Source organism: Gordonia sp. VNK1 (assembly GCF_040049135.1).
Lineage (GTDB): Bacteria > Actinomycetota > Actinomycetes > Mycobacteriales > Mycobacteriaceae > Gordonia > Gordonia oleivorans.
Genome location: NZ_JBDZDJ010000002.1, coordinates 146,609 through 172,633, shown reverse-complemented (window position 1 = coordinate 172,633; position 26,025 = coordinate 146,609). Strand labels below are relative to the sequence as shown.

Genomic DNA, 26,025 nt, shown 5'->3' with positions numbered 1-26,025 from the left:
CGATGAGTCGTGGCCGCCACCGCCTACATTGAAGAGATGTCCGACGCGCGCGCGAACCAGACGCCCCCACCGACCGACGTCTTCGGTGAGCGTGGCGCCCACGTTCCGGCACCGGCGACCGTGCACGACGCCCTGCCCGACACCCTGCTGCGTCGGGTCAAGCAGTACAGCGGCCGCCTCGCGACCGAGGCCGTGCACTCGATGCAGGATCAGCTCCCCTATTTCGCCGATCTCGACGCCGCACAACGCGCCAGCGTGCAACTCGTGGTGCAGACCGCGGTGGTCAACTTCGTCGAGTGGATTCAGGATCCCGAGGGCAACGTCAAGTTCACCGTGCAGGCCTTCCAGGTGGTCCCGCAGGACCTCGCCCGCCGGATCACGCTGCTGCAGACCGTCGAGATGGTCCGCGTGGCGATGGAGTTCTTCGAGAAATGGCTCCCGCTGCTGGCCCGCAACGACGCCCAACTGCGCGCCCTGACCGAGTCGGTGTTGCGCTACGGGCGCGAGATCGGCTTCGCCGCGGCCGCGATCTACGCCTCGGCGGCCGAGTCGCGCGGTGCTTGGGATTCCCGGCTCGAAGCCCTCGTCGTCGACGCGGTGATCCGCGGCGACACCGGTCCGCAGCTGATGTCGCGGGCCGCGGCACTCAACTGGGATTCGGATGCGCCGGCGACGGTGATCATCGGCGCGCCGCCACCCGAACAGAACGTCTCGGTGCCGCTGGCCATTCACAACACCGCCAAAGCCCATGAGCGAGCGGCACTTTCGGTGGTTCAGGGCAGCACCCTGGTGACCATCGTGAGCGGTACGATCCGGCCGACCGACGGGTTCACGACCGCCCTGCTCGAGCATTTCGCCGACAGTCCCGTCGTCATCGGCCCCACCATGCCCAATCTCGGAACGGCCCACACCAGTGCCACCGAGGCGATGGCCGGTATCGCCGCCGTCGTCGGATGGCCGGGGGCCCCGCGGCCGGTGCACAGTCTCGAATTGCTTCCCGAGCGGGCCCTCAACGGCGACGCGTCGGCCACCGCCACGCTCATCGACACCCTGGTTCGCCCGCTCACCCACGGCGGCGCCGTCCTCAACACAACCCTCGAGGCGTACCTCGACTCCGGGGGTTCGGTCGAGGCCTGCGCGCGCGAACTGTACATCCATCCAAATACTGTCCGGTACCGACTGAAGAAAATTGCAGAAGTCACAGGACGTGATCCAACTAACCCTCGCGACGGGTACGTCTTACGTGTCGCCGCAACGGTGGGTCGTTTGACACACTTCAGGAACGAATCATCGTCTGCAGCCACTTGAGAAACTTTTGTCACACGCCTGTTTCCACATTTCTGCTGGCAGACGCCCAAAGGACACGTTCGTGTAACGAATCTCAGAGTGATGACGATGCGGGTGGCGCACCGGTCACCTTTGTGGGAACCCTACAAATCCTTGTTCTGAGGTTCATAAACCTCTACACCGCCATCGGGCGGTCAAACAGTGTTCTCTGGTCACGTGCTCACGATGCTTGCGCCCGGTCAGGGCTCTCAGACTCCCGGCATGTTGACTCCTTGGGTCGAGCTTCCCGGTGTGCGAGACCAGCTCGCCACCTGGTCGAAGCTGATCCGTCTGGACCTGCTCCGCCTCGGCACCACGGCCACCGCGGAGGAGATCACCGACACCGCGGTGACGCAGCCGCTGGTGGTCACCGCGGCGCTGCTCGCCTACGAGGAGTACCGCAAGCGCGGCGAACTCCCCGCCGACGCCGTGATCGCCGGCCACTCGGTCGGTGAACTGGCCGCCGCGGCCATCACCGGTGTCATCAGCCCCGACGAGGCCGTGAAGCTGGCCGCCATCCGCGGCGGCGAGATGGCCAAGGCATGCGCACTCGAGGACACCACCATGGCCGCGGTGCTCGGTGGTGACGAGCAGGAGGTGCTCGCCCGCCTCGACGAGCTGTCGCTGGTCCCGGCCAACCGGAATGCGGCCGGGCAGATCGTCGCCGCCGGCCGGGCCGCCGCGATCGACGAGTTGATCGCCGCCCCGCCGGAGAACGCCCGTACCCGCAAGCTCGCGGTCGCCGGCGCCTTCCACACACACTTCATGGCACCCGCCCAGGACGCGGTGGCCGAGGCCGCCGCCGCCATCACCCCCGCCGACCCCGACCGGACCCTGCTGTCGAACTCCGACGGCCGCCCGGTCACCGACGGCGCCGACGCCCTGGCCAAGCTGGTCGCCCAGGTCACCCGCCCGGTGCGGTGGGATCTGTGCTCGGCGTATCTGCGCGAGAACGGCGTGTCCGCTCTCGTGGAACTGCCGCCCGCCGGCGCGCTCGCCGGCATCGCCAAGCGTGAACTGAAGGGCACTCCCACCGTCGCGTGGAAGGCACCCGAGGACATCGAGAAGGTCATCGAACTTGGATAGCGGTCGCGGCTGACCGCGACCCCCGGAAATCCGGCTTCGTGCCGGATGTCCAAGCAACGTGTGAGTGCGTCGTGCACGCATGGTGCTCCGGAGTTACACATCACTTTCGAATTCAGAAGGGATCCACCCACGTGGCTGCCACCCAGGAACAACTCATCGCCGGCATCGCCGAAATCATCGAGGAAGTGACCGGCATCGAGCCGTCCGAGGTGACGATGGACAAGTCGTTCGTCGATGACCTGGACATCGACTCGCTGTCGATGGTCGAGATCGCCGTGCAGACCGAGGACAAGTACGGCGTGAAGATCCCCGATGAGGACCTCGCGGGCCTGCGCACCGTCGGCGACGCCGTCGGCTACATCCAGAAGCTCGAGGCCGAGAACCCCGAAGCCGCTGCTGCCATCCAGGCCCAGATCGAGGCAGAACAGAACTCGTGAGCTCGCCTTCCCTCCGCGAGTACTCCACGCTGGGCGGGAACTTCCCGAGTGTGGTGGTCACCTCGATGGTGGCCACCACCTCCCTCGGCGTCGACCTCGACTCGACCTGGCAGGGTCTCCTCGACGGCAAGACCGGCATCCGGGAGCTGACCGACGACTTCGTCACGAAGTACGGCGAACTCCCCTGCCGCGTCGGTGGACGGCTGCTGGCCGACCCCGCCGAGGAGGTCACCCGCGTCGAGGCACGCCGCATGGCCTACGTCGAGCGCATCGCACACGTCATGAGCAAGCGCCTCTGGGCGCACGCCGGTGAACCCGAGGTCGATCCGGAACGCCTGGCCGTCGTGCTCGGCACCGGTCAGGGTGGCGGTGACGCCATGGTCGACGCGGTCAAGGCCATCGAGGAATCCGGCAATTACCGCAAGGTCTCCCCGCTGGCCGTCTCGATGGCCATGCCCAACGGACCTGCTGCCGTCGTCGGACTCAACGTCGGTGCCCGCGCCGGCGTGATCACGCCCGTCTCCGCCTGCTCGTCGGGTGCCGAGGCCATCGCGCACGCGTGGCGCCACATCGTCATGGGTGACGCCGACATGGTGGTCACCGGTGGCGTGGAAGGTCACATCGATGCGATCCCGATCGCCGCGTTCTCCATAATGCGCGCGATGAGCACCCGCAACGACGACCCGGCCGCGGCGTCACGTCCGTTCGACAAGGACCGCGACGGCTTCGTCTTCGGCGAGGCCGCCGCGATGCTGGTCCTCGAGCGCGAAGAGCACGCCAAGGCGCGCGGTGCGCACATCCACGCACGCGTCCTCGGTGCCGGGATCACCTCCGACGGTTTCCATCTCGTCGCCCCCGATCCCAGTGGTCAGGGCAACGCACGGGCGATGGCACGCGCCATCCAGACCGCCGGGTTGACCAAGAGCGACATCGCCCACGTCAATGCGCACGCCACCTCGACCCCGATCGGCGACACCGCCGAAGCGGTCGGCATCAAGGCGGCCATCGGCGATCACGCCGCGGTGTACGCCCCGAAGTCGGCACTGGGCCACTCCATCGGCGCCGTCGGTGCACTGGAGTCGGTGCTGACGATCAAGAGCGTCGAGGAGGGCATCATCCCGCCGACGCTCAACCTGGAGAATCAGGACCCCGAATGCGAGATCGACGTCGTGCACGGTGAGGCCCGCAAGGGTCAGATCGATTACGCGTTGAACAACTCGTTCGGGTTCGGTGGACACAACGTGGCCATCGCCTTCGGGCGATACTGACGCCCACCTCTGTCCGACAGGAGACGACGCGTTGACCATATTGGCCCCCATCGACGGCCAATCGGGATCTGCCGATCCCCGCGACCCCGTGTTGCGGCTGACCACCTTCTTCGATGAGGGTTCGATGTCGCTGCTGCATCCCCGCGACAAGTCGGGTGTGCAGGCCGCCATCGGTCTGGTCCACGGCGTACGCACCGTCTCCTTCTGCACCGATGGCACCGTGATGGGCGGTGCCATGGGTGTGGTCGGATGTGCCCACATCGTCGGCGCCATCGACACCGCGATCACCGAACAGGCTCCGGTGGTGGGCATCTGGCATTCCGGCGGCGCCCGGCTCGCCGAGGGCGTCGAGGCACTGCACGCCGTCGGCGGGGTGTTCGAGGCGATGGTGCGCGCGTCCGGATACGTCCCGCAGATCTCCGTCGTCGTCGGTTTCGCCGCGGGTGGTGCGGCCTATGGTCCGGCGCTGACCGATGTCGTCATCATGGCCCCCGAGGGCCGCGTCTTCGTCACCGGTCCCGACGTGGTGCGCAGCGTCACCGGCGAGGACGTCGACATGGAAACCCTCGGCGGCCCACTGACTCACGGCAAACGCTCCGGTGTCAGCCACATCACCGCCGACTCCGAATCCGACGCCTACTGGCGGGCGCGGCGCCTGGTGGACACCTTCGCCGCCCAGGGCAGCATCGACCCCGCCCACGCACAAGCCCGCGACACCGACCTCAAAGCCCTTCTGCCCGAATCGAATCGGCGTGCCTACGACGTGCATCCGGTCATCGAGGCACTCCTCGACGGCGGGCTCGCCGCCGACGGCCGCACCGAGATCTCGAGTTTCGAAGAGCTGCAGGCCAAATGGGCACCCAACATCGTGATCGGATTCGGCCGGCTGGCCGGGCGCAGCGTCGGCGTCGTCGCCAACAATCCGCTGCGCATGGGCGGCTGTCTCAACTCCGAAAGCGCCGAGAAGGCGTCCCGCTTCGTCCGCCTCTGTGACGCCTTCGGCGTCCCGCTGGTGGTCATCACCGACGTCCCCGGCTACCTCCCCGGCGTCGGGCAGGAGTGGAACGGCGTGGTCCGCCGCGGCGCAAAACTGTTGCACGCCTTCGCCGAATGCACCGTCCCGCGCGTCACGCTGGTGACCCGCAAGATCTACGGCGGCGCCTACATCGCGATGAACTCCCGCGCCCTCGGCGCCACCGCGGTGTTCGCCTGGCCGGGCTCCGAGGTCGCCGTGATGGGCGCGAAGGCCGCCGTCGGCATCCTGCACAAGAAGGCCCTCGCTGCCGCACCCGATCACGAACGTGACGCCCTGCACGATCGTCTCGCCACCGAACACGAGGCACTCGCCGGCGGCGTCGGCCGAGCGCAGTCCATCGGCGTCGTCGACGAGGTGATCGACCCCGCCCGCACCCGCAGCATCATCGCCGATGCTCTCGCGGCCGCGCCGGCACGACGCGGGCGGCACAAGAACATTCCGCTGTAGCGCCCGGCACACAGATGGGTCCACGCAGATAGGTCCAAGTACCCAAAAACGCTGCGATGGCGCCGATTTCACGCGCGTCCGATTCCGCTGGGCCTACACTGGACCCAGATGAGCACCACCCGAGGCAACAACATGTCAACGACGACACCCGCCCGTATTCGCACCCTGACGGCGATCGTGGCGTGCCTGTCGGCGGCACTCGTCGCGTTGTCCCCGGCTCCGCAGGCTCACGCCACCTCGCCCACTCCCCCGCTGGTGGGTGCCGGTCTCATCATCGCCGGCACCCCGGAGCCCGACCAGGTGGTCTATTGCGTCCTCGCCGGCGCCGGACACGACAGCACCGGGCAACAACTCGCATTCACCGCGGGCCACTGCGCCGGCCTGGGGTCGACCGTCCGCGCCATCGACCAGACCGCGGAGCTCGGCACCGTGATCGCACGGCGGGTTCCCGGTACGCAGGTCACCGAGATCGATCAACTCGACTACGCCCTGATCCGCCTGCATCCGGGTGTGCGCGTGGGCCCGGTCCCCGGTTCACCGATCCATCCCACCCGGATCGGTGCACCACACCTCGGCGAGATCGCCTGCAAATACGGTCCCGGAGTGATCTTCCCGGGTGAACGGTGTGGGGTGATCGATCGGGTCAGCGCGGTCGAGTTCGACACCTTCGCCTTCGCGATCTACGGCGACTCCGGCAGCCCGGTGTACAACCCTTCGCACACCCTGATCGGCATTCTCTCGCGTCCGTGGTCGGTACCGATGCTCTCCACCACGACGGTGACCCGTATCGACGCCGCGGTCCGCCATGCCCGCACCAGTGGCGCCCTCGTCGGCCAGTTCACGCCGCGGGCGTAGTCACGGCACCCACCAACACATTTCGGCCCCGGGCAATCCATCCCGGGACCGAAACATGGTGTCCTCGTCGGTGTTCGAAGATCAGCCGTTCGAAGCTCAGCCCACCCGCTGCGTCAGCCAGGTGACCTCGGCGCCGTAGCCGCCCATCCGGTAGTTCTCCAGTGCGTTGTCCCACGCGGTGCCGAGTGCCGACTCGATCTCGCCGGCCAGGCCGGCGCTGTCGGGTTGCGACTCGATCATGGCGCGCAGTTGGGTCTCACCGATGATCACGTCACCGTTGGCGCTCATGGAACCGCGCCACAGACCCAATCCGGGCACGTAGCAGAAGCGTTCGCCGTCGACGCCCTCACTGGCGTTCTCGGTGACCTCGAAGCGCAGCGCCGACCACTCGCGCAGCGCGGTCACCAGACGCGCGCCGGTACCGACCGGGCCCGCCCAGTCGACGGTGGCACGCTGCAGACCGGGCTCGGCGTCCTGTGCCGACCACTTCAGGTTCGCGCGTGCATTCAGGGTCGACGACAGAGCCCACTCCACATGCGGGCACAGCGCCACCGGCGCCGAGTGGATGTACACCACTCCTGTTGTCATGTCCGCAAACTGATTCAGATTGCGCACCTTGTTCACCTCCGGTTGTCGACGAGGAACGTCTTCCCCAACACACCTCGCAACACCGGATATCACAGTTCTGCGTTCAATTGTGCCTGACGATGCACGTGTTGCGCTAGTTCCTGGTGACAATTCGTGCGTTCAATGTGGTCAACGAGACGCCCGTAGTTCGGCGACGACGGCGTCGTTGAACTCGCTCCACAGCGGTTTCGCCCAGGCACCGAACGGCCGGTCGGTGAGCACGACGCACGCGGCATCGAGGTCGGGGTCGACCCAGAGGAAGGTTCCCGACTGACCGAAATGACCGAACGTGGACGGCGAGTTGGTCTTCCCGGTCCAGTGCGGCGACTTGTGGGACCGGATCTCGAACCCGAGTCCCCAGTCGTTGGGCCGGTGCTTTCCGTACCCCGGGACGAAGCCGTCGAGACCGGGGAACCACACCGACGTCGCCGAGGCCGACATTTCCGTCGAGATCAGTCGCGGCGACAGCAGGTCGGCGGCGAACACGCCGAGGTCGGCCGCCGTCGAGGTCGCCCCGTGGCCGGCCGGACCCACCAGCGCGGTCGCCGACAAGCCCAACGGCGCGCACACCGCATCGGCGAGGTAGTCGGCGAACGCGATGTCGGTCGCCCGTTCGACGGTCTCGGCGAGCACCTCGAAGCCGGCGCTGGAGTAGATCCGGGCGGTACCCACCGGCGCCTGCACCTCGCGACTGTCGAACGCCAGCCCCGAGGCGTGGGCGAGCAGATGCGCGATGGTGGCACCGGGCGGTCCGGCGGCGTCGTCGAGATCGACGGCGCCCTCCTCGACCGCGACGAGAACCGCCTCGGCCACCAGGAGTTTGGTGACCGAGGCGAGTTCGTAGGCCCGGTGTGTGTCGCCGTACTCGGCGACTATCCGGTTTCCGCTGACACAGACCGCCGACACGTGGTCGACGGGCCACTGCGCGAGGGCATCGAGTGCTGACACATCACGCAGCGTACGCGGGTCGGCTCACCGATCCTCGTCGGTGTAGCGGATGACGCCACGAATGTTCTTGCCGTCCAGCATGTCCTGGTAGCCCTGGTTGATCTGGTCGAGGCGGTACTGCCGGGTGATCATGTCCTCGATGTTGAGCTTGCCCAGCCGGTACATCGACAGCAGCTGCGGGATATCGAGCTTCGGGTTCGCGCCGCCGAAGATGGTGCCCTGCAGGTTCTTCTGCAACAGGGTCAGCATCGCGAGGTTGAGGGTCACGTCGGATTCGAGCATGTTGCCCATGCCGGTCAGGACGCAGGTGCCACCCTTGGCGGTGATCCCCATCCACGAGTCCACATCCTTGCCGTGCACCTCACCGACGGTGACGATCACCTTGTGTGCCATGTGGCCGTAGGTGATCTCGGCGATCGCTGGGGCGGCCTCCTCGACCGAGGCGAATGTCTTTGTGGCACCGAACTTCATCGCCTGTTCGCGCTTCCACTCGACCGGGTCGATCGCGAAGACGTTGCGCGCGCCGGAGATGACCGCACCCTGCAACGCCGCGGTTCCGACGCCGCCGACGCCGACGATGGCGACGTCCTCGCCGGGACGCACATCGCCACTGCGGGTCGACGAGCCGTAGCCGGTCGGGATACCGCACCCGACGAGCGCGGCGACCTCGAAGGGGATCGACTTGTCGATCTTGACCGCCGATGCCTCGTGAACCACCATGTACGGCGCAAACGTCCCCAGCAGCGTCATCGGGTAGACGTTCTCACCCTGGGCCGTGTGGATGCGGAAGGTGTTGTCGGAGACAGCTTCTCCCTGTAGGAGCATGGCACCCATATCGCACAGGTTGGCCATCCCCGACTTACAGGACGGGCATTTGCCGCAGGACGGGATGAACGACAGAACGACGTGGTCGCCGACCTCGAAGTCGGTGACGCCCTCACCGATCTCCTCGACGACACCGGAGCCCTCGTGGCCGCCGAGGATCGGGAAACCCGCCATCGGGATTCCGCCGGTCATCAGGTGATGATCGGAGTGGCACATTCCGGCCGCTTCCATCCGGATCTTGATCTCGTGTGCCTTCGGATCGCCGATCTCGATCTCTTCGATCTCCCACGGCTTGTTGAGTTCGCGCAGCAGCGCGCCCTTGGTCTTCAACGTGAACCTCCACTCGTGACCGGCCCGGAACGCCACTGCCGGCCACGTCAGACGCGACCGGGGCGGATTCCTCACCAGCAGAACCAGGCAGCGTGACCCGTGTCACGCCTCCGGTCAGAATTGTAACGTGTTTCAGTTTTGGTGTGTAACGTGTTGCAGTTTTTCTCCGTGCGCACCGCGTCCACCGACGCCGACAGCCGCGGCACACCCCTCCCGACCAGGAGGGAACGCGGTGCCGCGGCTGTCGTCGCCGATGTCGATCCGGATCAGTCGGAGAGTCGGGCGTCCTTGCTGCCGTAGCTCGACCGCAGGGTCGGCTTGATGACCTTGCCACCGGCGTTGCGGGGCAGCTCGTCGACGATGACCAGGTCCTTGGGATGCTTGAACCGGGCCAGGTTCTCGTTCAGGTACGGCTCGAGATCGGTCAGCGTGAGGTCGTCGACGCCTTCGGCGAGCACCACGACGGCCACCGGGACCTCGCCCCACTTCTCGTGTGCCCGACCGATGATCGCGGCCTCGGCGATCTTGTCGTGGCCGAACAGCGCGTTCTCGACCTCGGCGCAGTAGATGTTCTCGCCGCCGGAGATGATCATGTCCTTGGCGCGGTCGACGACGTAGAGGAAGCCCTCCTCGTCCTGACGGACCAGGTCGCCGGAGTGGAACCAGCCACCGTGGAACGCGTCGGCGGTGCCCTGCGGGTTCTGCCAGTAGCCCTTCATCATGTTGGGTCCGCGGTAGACGATCTCGCCGACCTCGCCGGGGGCGACGTCGTTCATCTCCGGATCGACGACGCGCGCGGTCACCGCCGGGACCACCTTGCCGATCGATCCCAGCTTGCGCAACGCGTCACGACCCTCGAGCACGCAGGTGATCGGCGACATCTCGGTCTGACCGAACACCGCGACGTTGAGCGCCTCGGGGAAGGTCTCGTTCATCGCGTTCAGGACCGAGTCCGACGCGGGTGCGGCACCCCAGCTGATCACGCGCAGCTTGAGGTCACGCGGACGTGCCTGCTGCGCGGCGCAGACGGCCTGCCACTGCGCGGGCACCAGGAAGATGGAGGTGGTGCCCTCCTTCTCCAGGGTGTCGAGCATGTCGTTGGGGTCGAACGCACCGAGCGGGTGGATGACCGACAGCGCACCCATGTAGATCAGCGGTGCCATCGCACCGAGACCGGCGATGTGGAACATCGGTGCCACACACGAGCCGATGTCGTCGGTCCGGGTGTGCAGCGCCTGCAGACAGGTCACCGCCTGCGCCTGCAGGTTCTGGTGGGTCAGCATGGCGCCCTTGGGCTTTCCGGTGGTGCCGGAGGTGTACATGATGAGCGCGATGGTCTCTTCGGGGACGTCGATCTCCGGGAGATCGGCGGAATCCTCGTTCGCCAGCGCCTCGAACGACAGATGCGCGTCGTTGGCGGTGTCGCCGACGACGATGATCTGCTCGATGGCCCCGGTCGCGGCACCGACGGCGTCGGCCAGCGGCGCGAGCAGCGACTCGGTGACGATGACCTTCGCGCCGCTGTCACTGACGAGGAAGGAGATCTCGGCCGGGCTCATCCGCACGTTGACCGGCACCGGGATGGCCCCGATGAGGTTGGCGCCCATCACGGCCTCGACGTACTCGGTGCGGTTGAGCAGCACCAGCAGGATGCGGTCGCCGAAGCCGACGCCGCGACGGCTCAACGCCGCCGCGAAGGAACGGGACCGCTCGTCGAGTTGCTTCCAGGTGGTGACATTGCCGAGGAACTTCAGCGCGGGCCCGTCCGGGTTCATCGCGGCATGACGCTTGACCTGGTTGTTCCAGTGATTGCGCCGCGACCGCAGCGGCTCGGTGGTCAGGTCCTGGTCGTTGTCGAGGGTGGCAGTCATCGGCGATGGCTCCTTCATGCTTGGCGAGCAACGGGGCTCGGTTGTCGATCGAACGGGGCGTGTCGGGGTCGGACGCCGTGGACGTCCGACCGGGCGGTCAGTGACGGGCAGCGGCGAATGCCGCGAGCGCCGCGGAGAATTCGGGAGATTGGAGCAAGGTGGTCTGGCCGTCGAGTTCGCGGCCGAGTGCCTCTTCGAATCCGGCCATCGTGTGTGCGTCGAGCGCCGCCTTGGTCAGCCGCAGGGCGGTCGGCGAGGCGGCGGCGAGTTTGGCGACCACGCCGCCGACGGTCTCGTCCAGCACTTCCCGGTCGGCCACCACATCGGTGATCAGTCCCGCGTCGAATGCCGCAGGCGCACGCAGCTTTTCGCCGAGCAAGGCCATGGCGTTGGCCCGTGCCCGCCCGACCGCGGCGGACACCAGCATCGACGCCCCGCCGTCGGGCATGAGTCCGATGTTGATGAAGGCGAGCAGGAAGTACGAGCGTGCGGTGGCGTAGATCAGGTCGGCCGAGAGCGCCAACGAGGCGCCGATACCGGCGGCCGCACCGTCCACCGCCGCCACCACCGGCACCGGAACCGCGCGCACGGCGCGGGCCAGGTCCGAACCGTTGGAGATGATGCCGCGCGCCTGATCCTTGCTGAAGCCGTCGATCGCCCCGCCCTGGGCCATCGACGTCACGTCGGCACCGGTGGAGAAACTGCCGCCGGCACCGTCGAGCACGACGACGCGCACCGCGTCGTCGGCGGCCCAGCGGTGCAACGTGTCGATGATCGTGGTGCTCGCCGCGGTGTCGAGTGCATTCATCCGCTCGGGGCGCGAGATCGTCAGCCTGCCGACGCCGTCGTCGTCCAGCGAGACCACGACACCGGTCGCCTCACCATCGTTGATGTTGTCGCCCACCACTCCCCTGACGTCGTTTCCCGACCCGCGTCGACGCGGGTCACACAGCGCTCACCGTACACCATGATGAGACCTGAATCACGAGAATATCGATTAACATATATGATCGCAACAGCCAGTTTGCCTGCAGTTTTCGCAACTTTCCCCGTCTTTCCGATGGCGAAGCGAGTCTCCGGCTACGCTGACCCCCTGTGACTGTCCGCAGCTCTGTTGACTCCCCCGACGGCCCGCGCCGGACCGAGTCGGCGCAGCGCCGGGAGCGGGTACGCCGACCCGCCGATCGTCGACGTCACCTGATCGAGGTCGCCGCGCGCCGATTCAGCGAGGGGGGCTATCACGCGGTACGCCTCGACGACATCGCCGAGGCCGCGGGCGTCTCGGCGCCCGCACTCTATCGACATTTCCCGAACAAGTACGCCCTGTTCGCCGAGGCGACGTCGTCGTTGGCGCAACGTCTGGCCGAGGCGATCGACGGCATCGACGTGAGCACCGACGATCCGCGGACCGAACTGGCACAGTTGCTCGCCGCCATCGCCACCACCGCCGTCGACAATCGCCGGACCGGTGGCCTCTACCGCTGGGAATCGCGATATCTCATCGGCGCGGACCACGAGTACGTCCGCAGCGTGGTCATCGACCAGCACCGCCGCCTGCGCCGCGCCCTCGTCGGCGTGCGCGCCGACCTCGACCGCCAAGATGCCGATCTGTTGACCGCGGCGATGACCAGTGTGGTGGCGAGCCCCGCCACCCACCGCGCGTCACTGCCGGCCCGCGAGGTCGCGTCTCTCCTACGTGACGCGGCGATGACTCTGGTCGATCTGGATCTGCCCTGTCCGGTCGAGGTCGCCGCTCAGCCGACCGGCCTCGCGCCGAGCGCCCGCCGCGAGACGATTCTCTCCGAATCGATCAACCTGTTCGCGGCGAACGGCTTTCACGATGTGACCATCGAGGACATCGGCCAGGCGTCCGGTGTCGGCGCGTCCGGCGTGTACCGCTACTTCCCGAGCAAGGTCGCAATCCTCGAGGCCGCGTTCCTGCGGGCACAGGACCGGATGGCCGCCATCATCGCCGACGCCCTCGCCGCGTCGCGTACCCCCCGCGAGGCGATCACCGAACTGGTGCGCCGATACGTCGAGTTGTGTTGCAGCAATCCACATCTCATCGCCGTGTACGAGACGGAGGTGGGTCATCTCGGCACCGCGACCCGCACCACGCTGCGACATCACCAGCGCCTCAATGTCGAGGAATGGGCGACGTGGGTGACCCGCGAACGCCCGGACACCACGGCCACCGCCGCCCGTTTCCTGGTGCATGCGGCACTGGCCGCCGTCGCCGACCTGGTGCGCGACACCGCCGCACCCGATGCCCACCGAATCACCGCGGTGGGAGTACAAATCCTGTTGGGGAACAACTGAACTGGCGGTGATGCTAGTTGTCGACCTCGAAGCCGTCGAGCAGCCAACGACCGTCCTGGTGGGTGAGGGTGACCAATGCGCGTGACTGATAGGTGATCCCGTCGGGCACCTGACTGGACACCTCGGGTGAGGTCACCTTCTGATCGATCGAGACCAGCACCACCGCATGCGCATCACTCATCGACTCGATCCCGGCGTGCTCGACGGTACCCTTCGACACGCCCTTGGCATTCGCGTTACCGGCACGGGCATCCTGCGACGACGCGATGAAGGTCTTGGCGAATGCGGGCGTCGACACCTCACGGATCCGGCGATCGAGATCGTTGTAATCGGCCGCGTCATAGGTACTCAACGATGCCGCATACCGCTTGGCCGCATCAATGACGGCGACGCGGTCGGCATTCGACGGTCCCGCGGCGGCCGCCTGCTTCGCGTCGGCGAGTTGGACGGCCAGGACACCCGTGGCCACAGCCAACGCGATCACCACCGCGACCAGAGCGGCCACCAGTGCAAACAGCCGTCGGCTACCGGCGATCTGCAGCTTCCGTCGGCGCCGCCGCGGGCCGGATGACGACGAGCCGTCCATCTTGCGGGGAATCCGATCGGGATCGGCGGCCCGGGACGCCTCGGCGGATGCGTCCCCGACGGTCTCGTCCGCCGCGTCGGTCTTGTTCAGGTCGACGGTGCGTCCGCGTCGCTTGTCGGCCTTGCGCTCGGCATCGGCACGGATCTGCTCCCGGTTGCGCCGATTGGCGTCGAGAAAACTCTGACCGTCCAGCGGGGTCACATCGTCGCCGGCGGTATCGGTGGCCGGCGCTCGATCTTCGGTGTCGCGGGACTCCATTTCCGACGGATGCGCGTCGGGGTCGATCGTGTCGGGGTCGACGGCGCCGGGGTCGATCGCGTCATTCGGTGCGTCAGGGTCACCGGCGAGGCTCGGCCGTCGGGGCGCGGGCGCGGACTTGGGCATGGCCACCAATGTAGCGACCTCGGCTGTGGCGCCGATCACCGCTTCTCATATCAAATATATGTGATTTAATGGGTCATCCGGCGCCATGCCGTTGCCACCCGACTCCCCGCCAGAAAGGTCCCGACCGCCATGGTCTCCTTCACCGACGAACAGACGGCCTTCGCACAGGCCGTCGCCGACTTCTGCCGCCGCGAGGCCGGCACCCGCGAGCAGCGCGACGCCTTGACCGATAACGGTGCCGAGCTGCATTCGCAGGAGCTGTACAAGAAGATGGCCGAGCTCGGCTGGACCGGACTGCTCGTTCCCGAGGAGTACGGCGGCGCCGACGCCGGCAACGTCGAGATGTGCATCCTGCTCGAGGAGGCGATGCGCGGCAACGCCCCGATCGGCGGCATCGGCCCCACCCTGATCACCGCGGCCGCCTACCAGAAGTTCGCCGACGAACAGCTGAAGAAAGAGGTGCTCAGCGGCGTCGCCGACGGCGACTCGTTGTCGATCTCGATGTCGGAACCCGAGGCCGGCTCCGACGTCGCCAACCTGTCGTGCCGCGCCGAGAAGGTCGACGGCGGCTGGGTCATCAACGGCCAGAAGACCTGGTGCTCCAACGCGCACTTCGCGAAGTCGATCCTGTTGATCGCCCGCACCGACAAGACCGGCAAGAAGCACGAGGGCCTCACCCAATTCCACATCCCGGCAGGCACCGAGGGCCTGGAGATCCAGGGCATCGACACCCTCGGCGGCCGCGAGGTCAACGACCTCTACTTCACCAACGTCCGCGTGCCGGACTCGGCCGTCGTCGGTCAGGTCGGCAACGGCTGGAACCAGCTGATGGCCGGGCTCAACACCGAACGCCTCATCCTGGCCGCGATGCAGCTCGGCGTCGCCCAACGGTCCTTCGCCGACACCCTGTCCTTCATCACCGAGCGCAAGCAGTTCGGCCGCCCGATCGGCACGTTCCAGGCGTTGCGGCACCGGATGGCCGATCTGGCCACCGAGATCGAATGCACCAAACTCCTGGTGTACTCGGTGGCCGAGCAGGCCGACGCCAACCCGAAGAAGCTGCTGCCCCGCGAGGCATCGATGGCCAAGCTCAAGGCGACCGAGACGTCCAAGCGGATGACCATCGACGCCATGCAGATGATGGGCGGTTACGGCTACGCAACAGAGTTCGACGCGGAACGCCTCATGCGTGGCGCAATCATCTCGACGGTCTACGGTGGCACCAATGAAATCCAGCGCGACATCATCGGCAAGACCTACGGGCTCTGAGGGCCCGAAGGCAGCCGCGGGCGGGGCCGACCGGTCCCGTCTGCGGCGCCGACCGCAGTTGTCGGAGGAGGTGGCCGCCCATCTCCGGCATCTGATCATGACCGCCGACTTCCGGCCCGGCGAGTTCATCCGCCTGGACGAGACCGCCGAACGGCTCGGCGTCAGCGTCACCCCGGTCCGCGAGGCGCTGCTCACCCTCCGGGGTGAAGGGATGGTCAGCCTCGAACCGCACCGCGGCTACCGGGTGTCCGATCTCGACCGCATCGACGTCGACGACCTGTTCTGGTTGCAGGGCGAGATCGCCGTCAAACTCGCCCTGCGCACCGCCGAGGTGATCACCGAAGATCAACTCGCCGAACTCGAATGGTGCAATCGCACACTCCGCGAGGCGGTCGACGCCGGTGACACCGCCGCCGTCACCGACGCCGAGTTCGAGTTCCACCGCACCCACAACCTGATCGCGGCCGGCAAGAAGCTCGCCTGGTTCCTGCTCTCGGCGACGCGCTACACCCCCACCCAGCTCTACGCCTCCGATCGCGAATGGGGTGAGGTCGCCGTCGACAGCCACGACCGACTCCTGACCGCCTACCGTTCCGGCGACCACGACGAGATCATCACCCAGACCCGCCGCCAGTTCACCGACGGCGCCGCGCGACTCGTCAAACACCTTGAGCAGACGGGTATTTGGGACTGACGCCGAGTCGGCCGGCCCGTCGCAGATACACGCTGAACTCCCATCTGCATGGAAGGCATTGTGTGCAGGCGGGAGTATCTGCCGCCCACGCGCGTGCCCTGGATGTTGGGGCGGAAGGTGTTTCAAGTACCCGGCGGCACATCGGCGCTGCGCAAGACCGTCAACTGCGGGGTACAGACCGAAACGGGGCCATCACCGTCAGCGTCCCCGACACACTCGGAGCCCCCCTGAGCGGCGCGTCCCTTCTTTGCCAGTGCTGTTCTCGGACAACCAACCTCCGGCCCCCTGGGCGGTGGCGCCACACTCCCGGCCGGGGCGGCCCTTGATGCCCACGTGGCAATCACCGATGCGGGCATCGTCATTACCTGGCGAGTGATCAACGACAGCAGCCGAGAACTGCTGATCCCAACGCTGGTGACGCTGGTGTCGCATCAGGATGTCGGGCCGGAAGTGAGGCCTGTGTTGTCGCGGCCGCAATGGCGAAGTCGCACAACGGTTCTTCGACTGTCCCGACAAGGCCGAGGAAATGGCGACACCGCCGAGCTTCAGGCACCTGCCAGCGAACCCCGCAGGCTGAACTCCCACCTGCACGGAATGTATTGCGTGCAGGTGGAAGTTCAGCGTGCATCTGGCAAGTGACATACCCGTGAAAGCAAAAAACCGCCTGTGACCAGGCGGTTTACTTGCTCCCCCAACTGGACTCGAACCAGTACAATCGGGTGATCTCAGATAAGGCCCTCACCTGCCGGAATGGTGCATCTACCAGCGGGTACGGCCGACAGTACAGTGTGAAGCACGCGGAATCAAGCGGAACGTTTGCTAGATTCATTCTGCAAACATTATGCAAGGGGTGAGACGTGACCGGACGCGGCAAACGAAGCTTCGGGATGATCCGGCAGATGCCGACGAAGTCGAAGCGCTGGCAGGCGAACTACACCGGCCCCGACGGCAAGCTCCACAAGGCACCCCACACATTCGCCGACAAGATCGACGCCGAGGCCTGGCTGACCGATCGACGCCGAGAAATCGACCGAGGGCTCTGGAATGCGGTCGACGCCGACAAGGCGGAATCACCCCTGTTCGAGATCTACGCCGACCAGTGGCTCAAGACCCGCCTGGTCCGCGGCCGGCCGCTGAAGATCCGGACTCGGGACCACTACCGCTCCCTGCTCGATCTCCACATCCTGCCGACGTTCAAGGCGAAGCGACTCGACCAGATCACCCCGGCCGACGTCCGCGCGTGGCACGACCACCTACTCCCCGACGCGCCGACGATGCGCGCCCACGCGTACTCACTACTGCGCACGATCATGACGAGCGCCTACAACTCCGAGTTGGTCGCCGCGAACCCGTGCCGCGTCGAGGGTGCCGGATCGGCTCGCCGCCGGTCCCGGACCGTCCCGGCGAGCGTCGAGGAACTGGCGACCATCGTCGAGACCATGCCGCCCCGATACCAACTCATGACCTTGTTCGCCGCGTGGTGCGCTCTCCGGTTCGGCGAACTCATCGAGATTCGCCGACGCGACGTCACACTCGAGTACGAGGTCGACGACGACGGCCAGTGGCAGTTGGTCGCCGGTTCGGTGTCGATCACCCGGGGCGCCGTGTGGGACGCCGAGGAAACCAAGTACGTCATGCAAGACAGCGCCAAGTCGGACGCCGGTACCCGCGTCGTCCACATCCCGCCGCACGTGCTCCCGGCCGTCGCAACGCACCTCGCCGAGCACACCGGCAAGGAAGCCACCGCACTGCTGTTCCCGGCACCCGAGGGCGGATACCTCACGCCGACAACGCTTTACAGCTACTTTTACCCAGCCCGCCAGGCGGCGAAACGTCCCGATCTCCGGTTCCACGACCTGCGTCACACCGGGGCCGTCCTGGCCGCCGCGACCGGTGCGACGCTCGCCGAACTCCAAGCACGCCTTGGACATTCGACGGTGTCGGCTGCCATGCGGTACCAGCATGCGGCGAAGGGCCGGGACAGGAAGATCGCCGAGGGTCTGTCGAAACTGGTCGGCGACACACCATAGGGGTGACCTTGCGACTCCCGCATTCTCGTGTACAACTACAGGAGTGTCGCGGAAACTCGTGGCGCAACAACCGAACACCGAAAGCTAGTCGAAGGCAGTAGCGACCCTCCCCCGAAACGGGTGAGAGCCGAAATGGCGCGGTCGTGGGGGTTTCGATTAACGGCAAGTCGCCACCGCGTGACACCGAAACGGTAGCCGAGCACCAGCAAAGGCCCAGATGGCCTATGTTGTGCTCGGTGTTTCTCGTTTTCAGGGAGAAACGCAAATGGCAGCACCCACTCAGCCCAAACGATGGGCGTCGATTCAACAGACCGCCGACTACATCGGCGTCACAGATCGCACCATTCGTCAAATGATCGCGGATGGGCGTATCTGTGGATACCGCAACGGCCGCAGAGTTATTCGCATCGACTTGAACGAGGTTGACGCCTCGATGACTCCGTTCGGCGGTGCGGCATGACCGGCCCCGAGTACGACCACCTCAGTGATCACGCGGACCTCGGACTGACCGAGGTCGATCTCGACGCGCTTGGGGGCGACACGGAATGACCCCCGAAATGAAGCCAGCCCCGGCGACGGAACCGGGGCGTGGCGGAGATCCTCATGGTGGGCGGATCACCGCTGAGTCTATCAGCGACATCGACCTCGACACCTATCTCGACCCGGCCGACCGCCTGATGTTGGCGGCACTTCGTGAGGGCACCTACATCCTGGCCGTGCGGTGCCTGGTCTGTGGTGCCCCGCTGACCGCGCGCCGATCCCGCGCCCTCGGTGTCGGACCGGCCTGCCGGCGCAAGGCGGTGGCAGATGCGTGATCCGTATGTCGAAACACGCTGCTACGTACAGAGACTCGTCGGCGCGAACGGTGGTCCTGCACCAACGGCCGGTTCACCCGAATGGGTCGCGCTCAGCGACGAGCATCCCGGCAAGCTGATTGCTGTTCTGACGGCAGGCACCCTGCACGTCCTCACCGAGCAGATGCATGCGCTCGCCGGCCGTCGGGACGCAGCAAAGGACGCCGCGCTGGCCGTGGCCGAGGCCGCCGACTGGTCGAGGGTGGCGAAGCGGGTCCGCGATCGCGATCAGGCGTACATCAAGCGGGTGATCGGATGACTCCCGAAGAGTTCTGGTCACGGCCATCACTGGCTCACGTCCTCGCGCACGCCCGCGCGTCGATGGTCTCGCCGTGGTCGCTGCTCGGTTCAGTGCTGGCCCGCGTCATCGTCTCCACCGGCCCCGACGTCGTGCTACCGGCGATCATCGGTGGCCCTGCGTCGCTGAATCTGGTTGTGGCACTGGTCGGTTCGTCGGCTGCCGGGAAGGACACCACCGAGTCGGCCGCGCGCACCTGCACCGATCTACCCGACATCGCCGAATTGCCACTCGGAACCGGCGAGGGAGTCGGCCGGACCTTCGCCGAACCACCGGCACCGCGCAAGGATCAACCGCCGGTCGAACGGATCGACAGAGCGCTACTGACTGCGACCGAGGTTGACACCGTGGCAGCGATCGCCGCCCGCCAGGGCTCGACGCTGCTGCCGACGCTGCGTCAGCTCTACAGTGGCTCCACTCTCGGCGCGGCCAACTCAAGCCCCGACCGTCGGGTGATCGTTCCGGCCCACACGTACCGGGCCGCGGTCATCGTCGGGGTGCAACCCGAGCGCGCCGGCATCCTCGCCGCCGACACCGCGGGCACCCGTCAGCGCGTGCTGTGGATGCCGACCGCCGACCACGACACCCCCGACGAGACACCCGAGCCCGTCGCACCGCTACGGGTCGAACGGTCGTTGCGCGGCCGGGTCCTGGTGGTGCCCGACGAGGTGGCCGACCGGATCCGCGCGCACCGCCGTGCGGTTCTGCGCGAGGACTCCGACGTCGACCTCGGCGACGGACATCGGATGCTGACCCGACTCAAGGTCGCCGCCGGCCTGATGCTGCTCGACAGCCGTCACACCGACATCGAGATGGATGATTGGGCGCTTGCCGGCGCGATCATGCGGGTATCGGACCGGACCCGCGCCCGCGTCGACAACACGCTCTCTGAGGCCATCCGTCGATCGAATCGAGCCAAGGCGCACGCCGTCGCCGAGCGTGACGAAGTGGTGGCCGACAGGAAACTCGCCAGGTCGAAGGAGGCCGTCATCCGGTGGCTCGATCGCCGTGGCGAACTCCCGGCGAATGAGATCCGGTCGAAGCTGAAGGCAGACCTTCGCGACTACTTCGGGGCCGCGGTCGCCGAACTCGTGGAGTCCGGTCAGGTCATCGAGACGAGGGTTGATCGGGGCTCACGCTTTCGTCTCGGCGAGGTACAGGGTGTACCAGGGGTACACCCACCATATTCGCAGCTCAGGGACGGTGTACCCAAGGTACAGGGTGTACCCGAGCCTGACGAGTCACCAGGGAAAACACCACCCGGCGGGGTCACACCCACCACCCCCGGCATGACCGATCGTGTACAAGCAATCCTGAACGGAAAGAGCACGAGATGAAGTCCGATCCTGACGTACAGATCGACCGCGCCGTCTACCGAGACGGGGCCAACCGAGCCGACCTCGCCGACGCCCGACCCGCCATGCCCAAGGGTGTGCGCGACCGCCCCGCCGAAGTGTGGGAGGCCCTCATCGCGATCGCTGATACGGCCGGTGGTGAGTGGCCGGACAAGGCCCGCGCGGCGTGCCGACACTTCGTGCTCGATTCGGATCCCGAGGAACTGTCCCTCGGTGCCCGCCTCCTCCGCGACGTCCGCGCCGTGTTCAAGGAGCGCGACGCGATGTGGTCGGCCGACATCATCGCCGACCTGACCGATGGCGAGGAAAGCGAGTGGGCGGACCTCTGGGGCAAGCCTTTGGACCAACGGCGACTGGCGGCATGGGAACGCTACCTACCGAGCGAGAACCCATCTGTAAGCGGAACAACCGATACAGACGGAACATCGCAGGTCAGGGCCGGTTTCCGTCCGGAACACGTCCGGAACACGTCCGGAACATCGGCCGTCACTGTTCCGGACCGACGGAACAAGCGGAACACGTCCGGAACACAGAAAACCATATCTGACCAGCAGAAACAGCCTGCAGTTCCGGTCGTTCCGGATGTTCCGCACACAGATGGCTCGCCGCGACCGCAGCACATCATCCCGCCCGAGGAACGCGCCGCCTTGGGTCGCTGCCATCGCTGCGAATGGCACATGGAAACCCAGGGGCACGCGCCCGGTTGCCCGAATCGACAGACAGGAACCGAATGAACCACGACACGTTCGACATTGCGTCCCGGCTCTGCGAGCTGTACACGGGCCGCCCGTGGGACGGCACCACCGCTCATCTCGTCGAGGTCACCACCCGCCAGGCTGAGACCGGCGAGATCCTGGCCGCGCATGACGGCTGGCTGTCGGCCACCAAGGCGGCCGTGGAGGTCCGCGGTGATCGATGGAACACCGTCTCGTGCCGAGAGCAATCTCGCCGTGACGGTGACCTCGCGACGCCACCCGAGTGGCTGGCCGAACGGTTCGAACGCGAGTCGCCGGAAGGGACGGTCAACCGGTGACCGGCCAGGCCCGCATGGTCACCGCCGGGCGGTCACCCGCGAAGTCGGGGAGGCCGCGGCGGGCGGTCGAGCCGTGACGCGGCGTCGGGGCCGGTCGTGTATCGGCTGCGGGCGCAGCACGAAGTCAGTCACTCGCATGTGCCACAGGTGCCGACCTGCCGATGCGATCCCGACGGTCGCCACCGACGGACACATGATCTCGTTCGCCGGTCTGACGTACACACCAGATCAGGCGCGCCGACTCGCCGACCACATCCACGACACCATCGACGAACTGGAGAACCCTTGAGCGACAACAACACTTACCGCAGACGCATCCGTACCGACACCCCGTTCGTGTGTCGACGATGCGGAGGACCGGCGCGCGTCTACCGTGGCTCCGTCCACCGCTGGACCTGCGAAGCCTGTATCACCACCTACCTCGACAACCAGAGAGACCCGAAATGACAGAACGCACCATCACCCCCGACGACTGCCAACGCGCCACCGCAGCCATGATCCACTGGCTGACCGGCGACACCGCAGGAGTCGAGAGTCTCATCACCGAGGCGCACGGTGCGGACCGCATCGACGCCTTCGTTCTCGCGCTGCTCACCGTCGCCAGTGCTGCACCTGGTGCGCGCGACCCGAAGGACACCACCCGACCCAATGCCGACTGGGTGGAGCATCTGCGTAGTGTCGCACTGAAACTCGCCAGCGACACAGACTGACTGACCCTATACTGAAACCGGGAGCCCTTGCGGCCTCCTCTCTTTCGGGAGAAATGGGATGTCCCGGCCCGCTCAGTAGGCGAAATGCCCGCCAGCGGGCCGCGACTCCAAGTCGGTGCACCGTGAAACACGGGGAGCCACCGAACCGGGTTGAGGGCGAAACGCCATCCCCAGCCGAAATGGCCTGTACTGCACATTAATTCACGCGCGCACCCGACCTCTCGGGGTGTGTGCTCGCAGCATGAAAGGCCCATCATCATGGCTCATTTCCTGTCCGTGGCACCCGACCAGTGGGTACCCGAAATCTCCGGCGCCTACGTCGACGAAGCCCTGACGGCCGAGGCCGTCGCCTTCCGTATCGCCACCCACGTCCCCATCGAAGCCACCAAGATCCGGATCCCAACCTTCGGAGGTGACCCCACCTCGCAGTGGGTGGAAGAGGGCGAGGACCTCGACGTCACCGACGCCACCCTCGACGGCATCGACGTCGAACCCAAGACCATCGCCGTCCTGTCCAAGGTTAGCCGCCAATTCTTCGACGACCAGGGCCAGCTGTCCACCGCGGTCCTCGCCGGCCAAGGCCGCGACCTCGGACGCAAGATCGACGCCGCCCTGTTCGGCAGCAACGCCAGCAACACCAAGGCACCGGCCGGACTGCGCAACGTCACCGGCGTCAACGTGATTCACGCGGGCGGCACATGGTCGAACCTCGATGCGTTCGCCGCGGCGAAGTTCCATGCCGAAACACTGGGTGAGCAGGTCAACTTCTATGCCGCACACCCCGACGACGCACTCGGGCTCGCCACCCTCAAGGACGAATCCGGCAGCATCCGGCCGGTCCTCGGACCCGACCCCAGCATGCCGACCGCCACCAACATCGGCGGCGTCCCCGTCGTCGTCTCCGAGTACATCACCACCGGTGACGTGTGGGCCATCCCGAGCCGACACCTGCACCTCGTACAACGCGGGGCCGTCGCCGCCGAGATCAGCCACGAAGCCTACTTCGGCAGCCTGTCGGTGGCACTGCGATCGTTCGCGCGCATCGCATTCGGATTCTCGCGCCCCGCCGCGTTCTCCCGCATCACCACACACAGCGGCAGCTGAGACCTGGTGGTGTCGGCGTCAACCGCCAACCTGACGTGCGAAGGGCCGGCCACGACGCTCCACATGAAAGAGCAGAGCCGACACCTGCGCCGACACCACCAAACCAACCTCGGACCTCAGCCCCTGGGGGACCAACCCCCACCCCCCGACCAGAGTTCCACCGCAAGGCACTGCAGATTCTGCTGTGTACGGGTTCCGGGTGATCTGAGACTTGAACAGTTGTGGACCGCTCAGAGCCCCGACGATCTCATTTGAGAGGTTCTAAGGGGACCTTTCTGGACACCTCGCCCGCTCGCCCGCGTGGGCTGGACACTTCCCGAGCAGGACCAACGGACCTATCGGGCCGCGCGTTGTTGCCCCATCCCGGATCGACCCACGAACCCGAGCCCTTGATCGCGTCAGGCCACGACTCTTAGCCACTTGCCAACGAGGGCAAGCGGTTTCGTCATGGCACCTGGTCTCGATTCGCGACGTCGAGATCGGTGGCCTGAGAGCCAGACTCAGGACTGGGCTACTGGCTGCCTGCTGGTTTGCGTCGGGCGAGGCGATGACGACGGGCGCAACGGTCGGATCGGTTGTGCGCAGCGTGCCCTTGCGGGAATCGAACCCGGCAACCATTGGGATGATCACAACGGTTGACCGTCAGGGCTGTGCGGTGATGAGCACCGCGGAGAGGTCAGACAGGAGTCAGCGGTGGTAACGGCACGGTCATGCCGGTGGGTGTGATGCCACCGGGTGTTTTCCCAGGTGGCGTGTCCTCGGTGGACCGATCTGGAATAGTCGGGCTGTCCACGTGGACAGTGCTGTCCACCGTCTCTGATCTGCGGTTATGGGGGTGGACAGCCGTGTCCACCTGTCCACCCGTGAGTACGAAACCGTGGGCCGTCTCGGTCACCGATCCTGCGGCGATCAGACGATCAATCGCCGGCTGAAACTCGGGACGAAGGTCCGACCGCCCGGACGCGTAGACCAGAAACGCGTCGCCGTCGCTGCCGATCAGCACTTCCAGCGCCGCGTCGTCGTCGAGCTGGACCCGTCGCGTCAGATCCTCGATGGACTGATTCTCGCCGTCGGCGTACTCGATCGGCAGGCAGGCCGGGCAGCACCGCCACCGATTAGGGACGTCGAAGATGGTGCTGCAATGCAGGCACCAGCGGCGCAAGACGTACGCCATTTGCGCCCCGTCTGCCAGCCGTTCTTTCGCGGCCCGCACCCCCGCGTTGAACTCGTTCATGCGATGCACCGTCCCACCACGACCGCGGCTTGCGCGAGCGCGATGACACACGCGGCCCGGTCCCCGGCGCCGGGAGAATGGTCGAGGTGATCCTCAAGCGCCCACAGCGCGTCGAGCAGCAGGTCGAGGACTGGTTGTGGTGTCCCGGCGTTCTGGGCGCGCTCTGCGAGGTCCCAGGCGTGAGAGATCATCTCTTCCAACGTCTTACGGCCGGGATCGGCGGCGGGCAGCGCGTGGCGGGCGACGCACGCCCAGAACTCGCGCACGGTTACGCGTGGGGCGTAGCCGCTCTTGTAGTCGCCGATCACCTCGTCGCAGATCGCCGCGACGTCGTACTCGGACCAGGCGTCGCGGACTTCGCCGGTGGACTCGATCGCCGCCACGACGTCGGCGACCGCCTCGTTGCGGGTTGCGAAGGCCGGCGCGCTCATCGGGTCACCCCGAGTGCTTCGCTGGCGGTGACTCCGAGGACGCGGGCCGCGCGGAACAACTCGGCGACGGTGACCGACTTCCCGGTGCCGGGAAGTGGTGCGGGGTCACTGTGTGACCTCTCAACTGCAATCGACGTGCGGGCGTCGGCGATGACCTGGCGGGCTTCGTCGGCGGTCATCACGCGCACCACCCACAGATGCGGTTGCCCATCGTCGCGCAATCCCAACCGGATTCGTCCTCGTCGATGATGCCGTCGCCGTTGTCATCGCCGGGAACCACGGTCGTGACGGCCGCGGTTGCGACCGGCTGCGGTTCGGGGTGGGCGTACAGGCCGAGGTGGATGCACAGCGCCATGACGGCGATCGGCACGAGGTAGAACAACGCCGCGACCACGACGGTCACGGCGTAAGTGAATATGCTGGGGGAACGGTTCATCGGGTCACTTCCGTTGGGCCGAGGCCCCGGCGGTGCTGAGAACACCGGACGGGGCCGACTTGTGTGTTGTCGGCGAACCTCATCCGGCGAGTCGTTCTGCAAACATTCTGCAAGAAACAGAAAAGGCCCGGTGAAAACCGGGCCTGACCTGCGAAAACTCTGCTCCCCCAACTGGACTCGAACCAGTAACCGTTCGATTTTCCCGGCAGAGTAGGGTTGCCATCCTGGTCAG

29 protein-coding genes are annotated in these 26,025 nt (G+C 66.6%); 19 read left to right on the top strand and 10 right to left on the bottom strand.

The annotated features are described in order from the left end of the window. Positions 1–36: 36 nt before the first annotated feature. The 6 genes from ABLE94_RS02795 to ABLE94_RS02770 all read left to right on the top strand — a co-directional run bounded on the left by ABLE94_RS02795 (position 37) and on the right by ABLE94_RS02770 (position 6,455). Positions 37–1,308, top strand: a complete 1,272-nt coding sequence (locus ABLE94_RS02795; protein ID WP_348808012.1) for a PucR family transcriptional regulator — start codon at positions 37–39, stop codon at positions 1,306–1,308. Between the two features lie 195 nt (positions 1,309–1,503). Continuing rightward, positions 1,504–2,412 (top strand): ACP S-malonyltransferase, encoded by a 909-nt coding sequence (locus tag ABLE94_RS02790; protein ID WP_348808011.1) that lies wholly within the window; start codon positions 1,504–1,506, stop codon positions 2,410–2,412. A 131-nt stretch (positions 2,413–2,543) separates the two neighbouring features. Beyond that, a complete protein-coding gene (gene acpM / locus ABLE94_RS02785) occupies positions 2,544–2,849 on the top strand; it encodes a meromycolate extension acyl carrier protein AcpM (RefSeq protein ID WP_348804192.1) in 306 nt (101 codons plus the stop codon). Then, on the top strand, positions 2,846–4,117 hold the full coding sequence (locus ABLE94_RS02780) for a KasA/KasB family beta-ketoacyl-ACP synthase (protein ID WP_348808010.1): 1,272 nt from the start codon (positions 2,846–2,848) through the stop codon (positions 4,115–4,117). Before acpM ends, ABLE94_RS02780 begins: the two co-directional genes overlap by 4 nt. Before the next feature lie 31 nt (positions 4,118–4,148). Further along, on the top strand, positions 4,149–5,600 hold the full coding sequence (locus ABLE94_RS02775; RefSeq protein WP_348808009.1) for an acyl-CoA carboxylase subunit beta: 1,452 nt from the start codon (positions 4,149–4,151) through the stop codon (positions 5,598–5,600). 108 nt (positions 5,601–5,708) lie between these two features. Further along, complete coding sequence (locus ABLE94_RS02770; protein WP_348808008.1) at positions 5,709–6,455, top strand: chymotrypsin family serine protease; 747 nt, start codon at positions 5,709–5,711, stop codon at positions 6,453–6,455. A 96-nt stretch (positions 6,456–6,551) separates the two neighbouring features. Here ABLE94_RS02770 and ABLE94_RS02765 read toward each other — a convergent pair whose 3' ends face one another. The 5 genes from ABLE94_RS02765 to ABLE94_RS02745 all read right to left on the bottom strand — a co-directional run bounded on the left by ABLE94_RS02765 (position 6,552) and on the right by ABLE94_RS02745 (position 11,963). Further along, positions 6,552–7,070 carry a DUF3145 domain-containing protein gene (locus ABLE94_RS02765; protein ID WP_348808007.1) on the bottom strand — a complete coding sequence of 173 codons (519 nt, stop codon included), beginning with the start codon at positions 7,068–7,070 and terminating at the stop codon, positions 6,552–6,554. Between the two features lie 141 nt (positions 7,071–7,211). After that, positions 7,212–8,030 carry a serine hydrolase domain-containing protein gene (locus ABLE94_RS02760; RefSeq protein ID WP_348808006.1) on the bottom strand — a complete coding sequence of 273 codons (819 nt, stop codon included), beginning with the start codon at positions 8,028–8,030 and terminating at the stop codon, positions 7,212–7,214. Positions 8,031–8,054: 24 nt separating this feature from the next. Further along, complete coding sequence (locus ABLE94_RS02755; RefSeq protein ID WP_348808005.1) at positions 8,055–9,185, bottom strand: NDMA-dependent alcohol dehydrogenase; 1,131 nt, start codon at positions 9,183–9,185, stop codon at positions 8,055–8,057. Positions 9,186–9,451: 266 nt separating this feature from the next. Continuing rightward, on the bottom strand, positions 9,452–11,056 hold the full coding sequence (fadD5, locus tag ABLE94_RS02750; RefSeq protein ID WP_348808004.1) for a fatty-acid--CoA ligase FadD5: 1,605 nt from the start codon (positions 11,054–11,056) through the stop codon (positions 9,452–9,454). A gap of 97 nt (positions 11,057–11,153) precedes the next feature. After that, complete coding sequence (locus ABLE94_RS02745) at positions 11,154–11,963, bottom strand: enoyl-CoA hydratase-related protein (protein ID WP_425476121.1); 810 nt, start codon at positions 11,961–11,963, stop codon at positions 11,154–11,156. Between the two features lie 188 nt (positions 11,964–12,151). Here ABLE94_RS02745 and ABLE94_RS02740 point away from each other — a divergent pair, with 188 nt between their 5' ends. Next, positions 12,152–13,375, top strand: coding sequence for a TetR/AcrR family transcriptional regulator (locus ABLE94_RS02740; RefSeq protein WP_425476120.1), 1,224 nt, complete (start codon positions 12,152–12,154; stop codon positions 13,373–13,375). A 13-nt stretch (positions 13,376–13,388) separates the two neighbouring features. On the opposite strand, the gene ABLE94_RS02735 is transcribed toward ABLE94_RS02740, so the two are convergent. Then, positions 13,389–14,345, bottom strand: coding sequence for an Rv1363c family protein (locus ABLE94_RS02735; RefSeq protein WP_348808003.1), 957 nt, complete (start codon positions 14,343–14,345; stop codon positions 13,389–13,391). Between the two features lie 129 nt (positions 14,346–14,474). Between ABLE94_RS02735 and ABLE94_RS02730 the strand changes: the two genes are divergently transcribed. The 12 genes from ABLE94_RS02730 (at position 14,475) to ABLE94_RS02675 (ending at position 23,692) form a co-directional block, all read left to right on the top strand. Next, on the top strand, positions 14,475–15,614 hold the full coding sequence (locus tag ABLE94_RS02730; protein ID WP_348804202.1) for an acyl-CoA dehydrogenase family protein: 1,140 nt from the start codon (positions 14,475–14,477) through the stop codon (positions 15,612–15,614). Then, positions 15,571–16,308: a GntR family transcriptional regulator gene (locus tag ABLE94_RS02725; protein ID WP_348804203.1), complete on the top strand. Its 738-nt coding sequence runs from the start codon at positions 15,571–15,573 to the stop codon at positions 16,306–16,308. The genes ABLE94_RS02730 and ABLE94_RS02725 overlap by 44 nt, the downstream gene beginning before the upstream one ends. A gap of 333 nt (positions 16,309–16,641) precedes the next feature. Continuing rightward, on the top strand, positions 16,642–16,947 hold the full coding sequence (locus tag ABLE94_RS02720) for a hypothetical protein (RefSeq protein ID WP_348808002.1): 306 nt from the start codon (positions 16,642–16,644) through the stop codon (positions 16,945–16,947). Positions 16,948–17,195: 248 nt separating this feature from the next. Then, positions 17,196–18,338: a tyrosine-type recombinase/integrase gene (locus ABLE94_RS02715; protein WP_484494645.1), complete on the top strand. Its 1,143-nt coding sequence runs from the start codon at positions 17,196–17,198 to the stop codon at positions 18,336–18,338. Between the two features lie 265 nt (positions 18,339–18,603). After that, positions 18,604–18,798 carry an excisionase family DNA-binding protein gene (locus tag ABLE94_RS02710; protein WP_348808098.1) on the top strand — a complete coding sequence of 65 codons (195 nt, stop codon included), beginning with the start codon at positions 18,604–18,606 and terminating at the stop codon, positions 18,796–18,798. 97 nt (positions 18,799–18,895) lie between these two features. Next, entirely contained in the window at positions 18,896–19,153 is a 258-nt protein-coding gene (locus tag ABLE94_RS02705; protein WP_348808000.1) for a DUF6011 domain-containing protein, read from the top strand. After that, entirely contained in the window at positions 19,146–19,451 is a 306-nt protein-coding gene (locus ABLE94_RS02700) for a DUF2742 domain-containing protein (protein ID WP_348807999.1), read from the top strand. Before ABLE94_RS02705 ends, ABLE94_RS02700 begins: the two co-directional genes overlap by 8 nt. Further along, positions 19,448–20,827 (top strand): hypothetical protein, encoded by a 1,380-nt coding sequence (locus tag ABLE94_RS02695; protein ID WP_348807998.1) that lies wholly within the window; start codon positions 19,448–19,450, stop codon positions 20,825–20,827. The genes ABLE94_RS02700 and ABLE94_RS02695 overlap by 4 nt, the downstream gene beginning before the upstream one ends. Next, positions 20,824–21,579 carry a DUF3631 domain-containing protein gene (locus tag ABLE94_RS02690; protein ID WP_348807997.1) on the top strand — a complete coding sequence of 252 codons (756 nt, stop codon included), beginning with the start codon at positions 20,824–20,826 and terminating at the stop codon, positions 21,577–21,579. Before ABLE94_RS02695 ends, ABLE94_RS02690 begins: the two co-directional genes overlap by 4 nt. Continuing rightward, positions 21,576–21,878 carry a hypothetical protein gene (locus tag ABLE94_RS02685; protein WP_348807996.1) on the top strand — a complete coding sequence of 101 codons (303 nt, stop codon included), beginning with the start codon at positions 21,576–21,578 and terminating at the stop codon, positions 21,876–21,878. Before ABLE94_RS02690 ends, ABLE94_RS02685 begins: the two co-directional genes overlap by 4 nt. Before the next feature lie 443 nt (positions 21,879–22,321). Beyond that, complete coding sequence (locus tag ABLE94_RS02680) at positions 22,322–22,588, top strand: hypothetical protein (RefSeq protein ID WP_348807995.1); 267 nt, start codon at positions 22,322–22,324, stop codon at positions 22,586–22,588. A gap of 258 nt (positions 22,589–22,846) precedes the next feature. After that, complete coding sequence (locus ABLE94_RS02675) at positions 22,847–23,692, top strand: phage major capsid protein (RefSeq protein ID WP_348807994.1); 846 nt, start codon at positions 22,847–22,849, stop codon at positions 23,690–23,692. Between the two features lie 676 nt (positions 23,693–24,368). Here ABLE94_RS02675 and ABLE94_RS02670 read toward each other — a convergent pair. Genes ABLE94_RS02670 through ABLE94_RS02655 form a run of 4 tightly spaced genes read right to left on the bottom strand, consistent with a single transcriptional unit; the run spans position 24,369 to position 25,760 of the window. Then, positions 24,369–24,926 (bottom strand): hypothetical protein, encoded by a 558-nt coding sequence (locus tag ABLE94_RS02670; protein ID WP_348807993.1) that lies wholly within the window; start codon positions 24,924–24,926, stop codon positions 24,369–24,371. Further along, entirely contained in the window at positions 24,923–25,357 is a 435-nt protein-coding gene (locus ABLE94_RS02665; protein ID WP_348807992.1) for a hypothetical protein, read from the bottom strand. The genes ABLE94_RS02670 and ABLE94_RS02665 overlap by 4 nt, the downstream gene beginning before the upstream one ends. Then, entirely contained in the window at positions 25,354–25,536 is a 183-nt protein-coding gene (locus ABLE94_RS02660; RefSeq protein WP_348807991.1) for a hypothetical protein, read from the bottom strand. Before ABLE94_RS02660 ends, ABLE94_RS02665 begins: the two co-directional genes overlap by 4 nt. Then, on the bottom strand, positions 25,536–25,760 hold the full coding sequence (locus tag ABLE94_RS02655; RefSeq protein ID WP_348807990.1) for a hypothetical protein: 225 nt from the start codon (positions 25,758–25,760) through the stop codon (positions 25,536–25,538). Before ABLE94_RS02655 ends, ABLE94_RS02660 begins: the two co-directional genes overlap by 1 nt. Positions 25,761–26,025 lie beyond the last annotated feature (265 nt).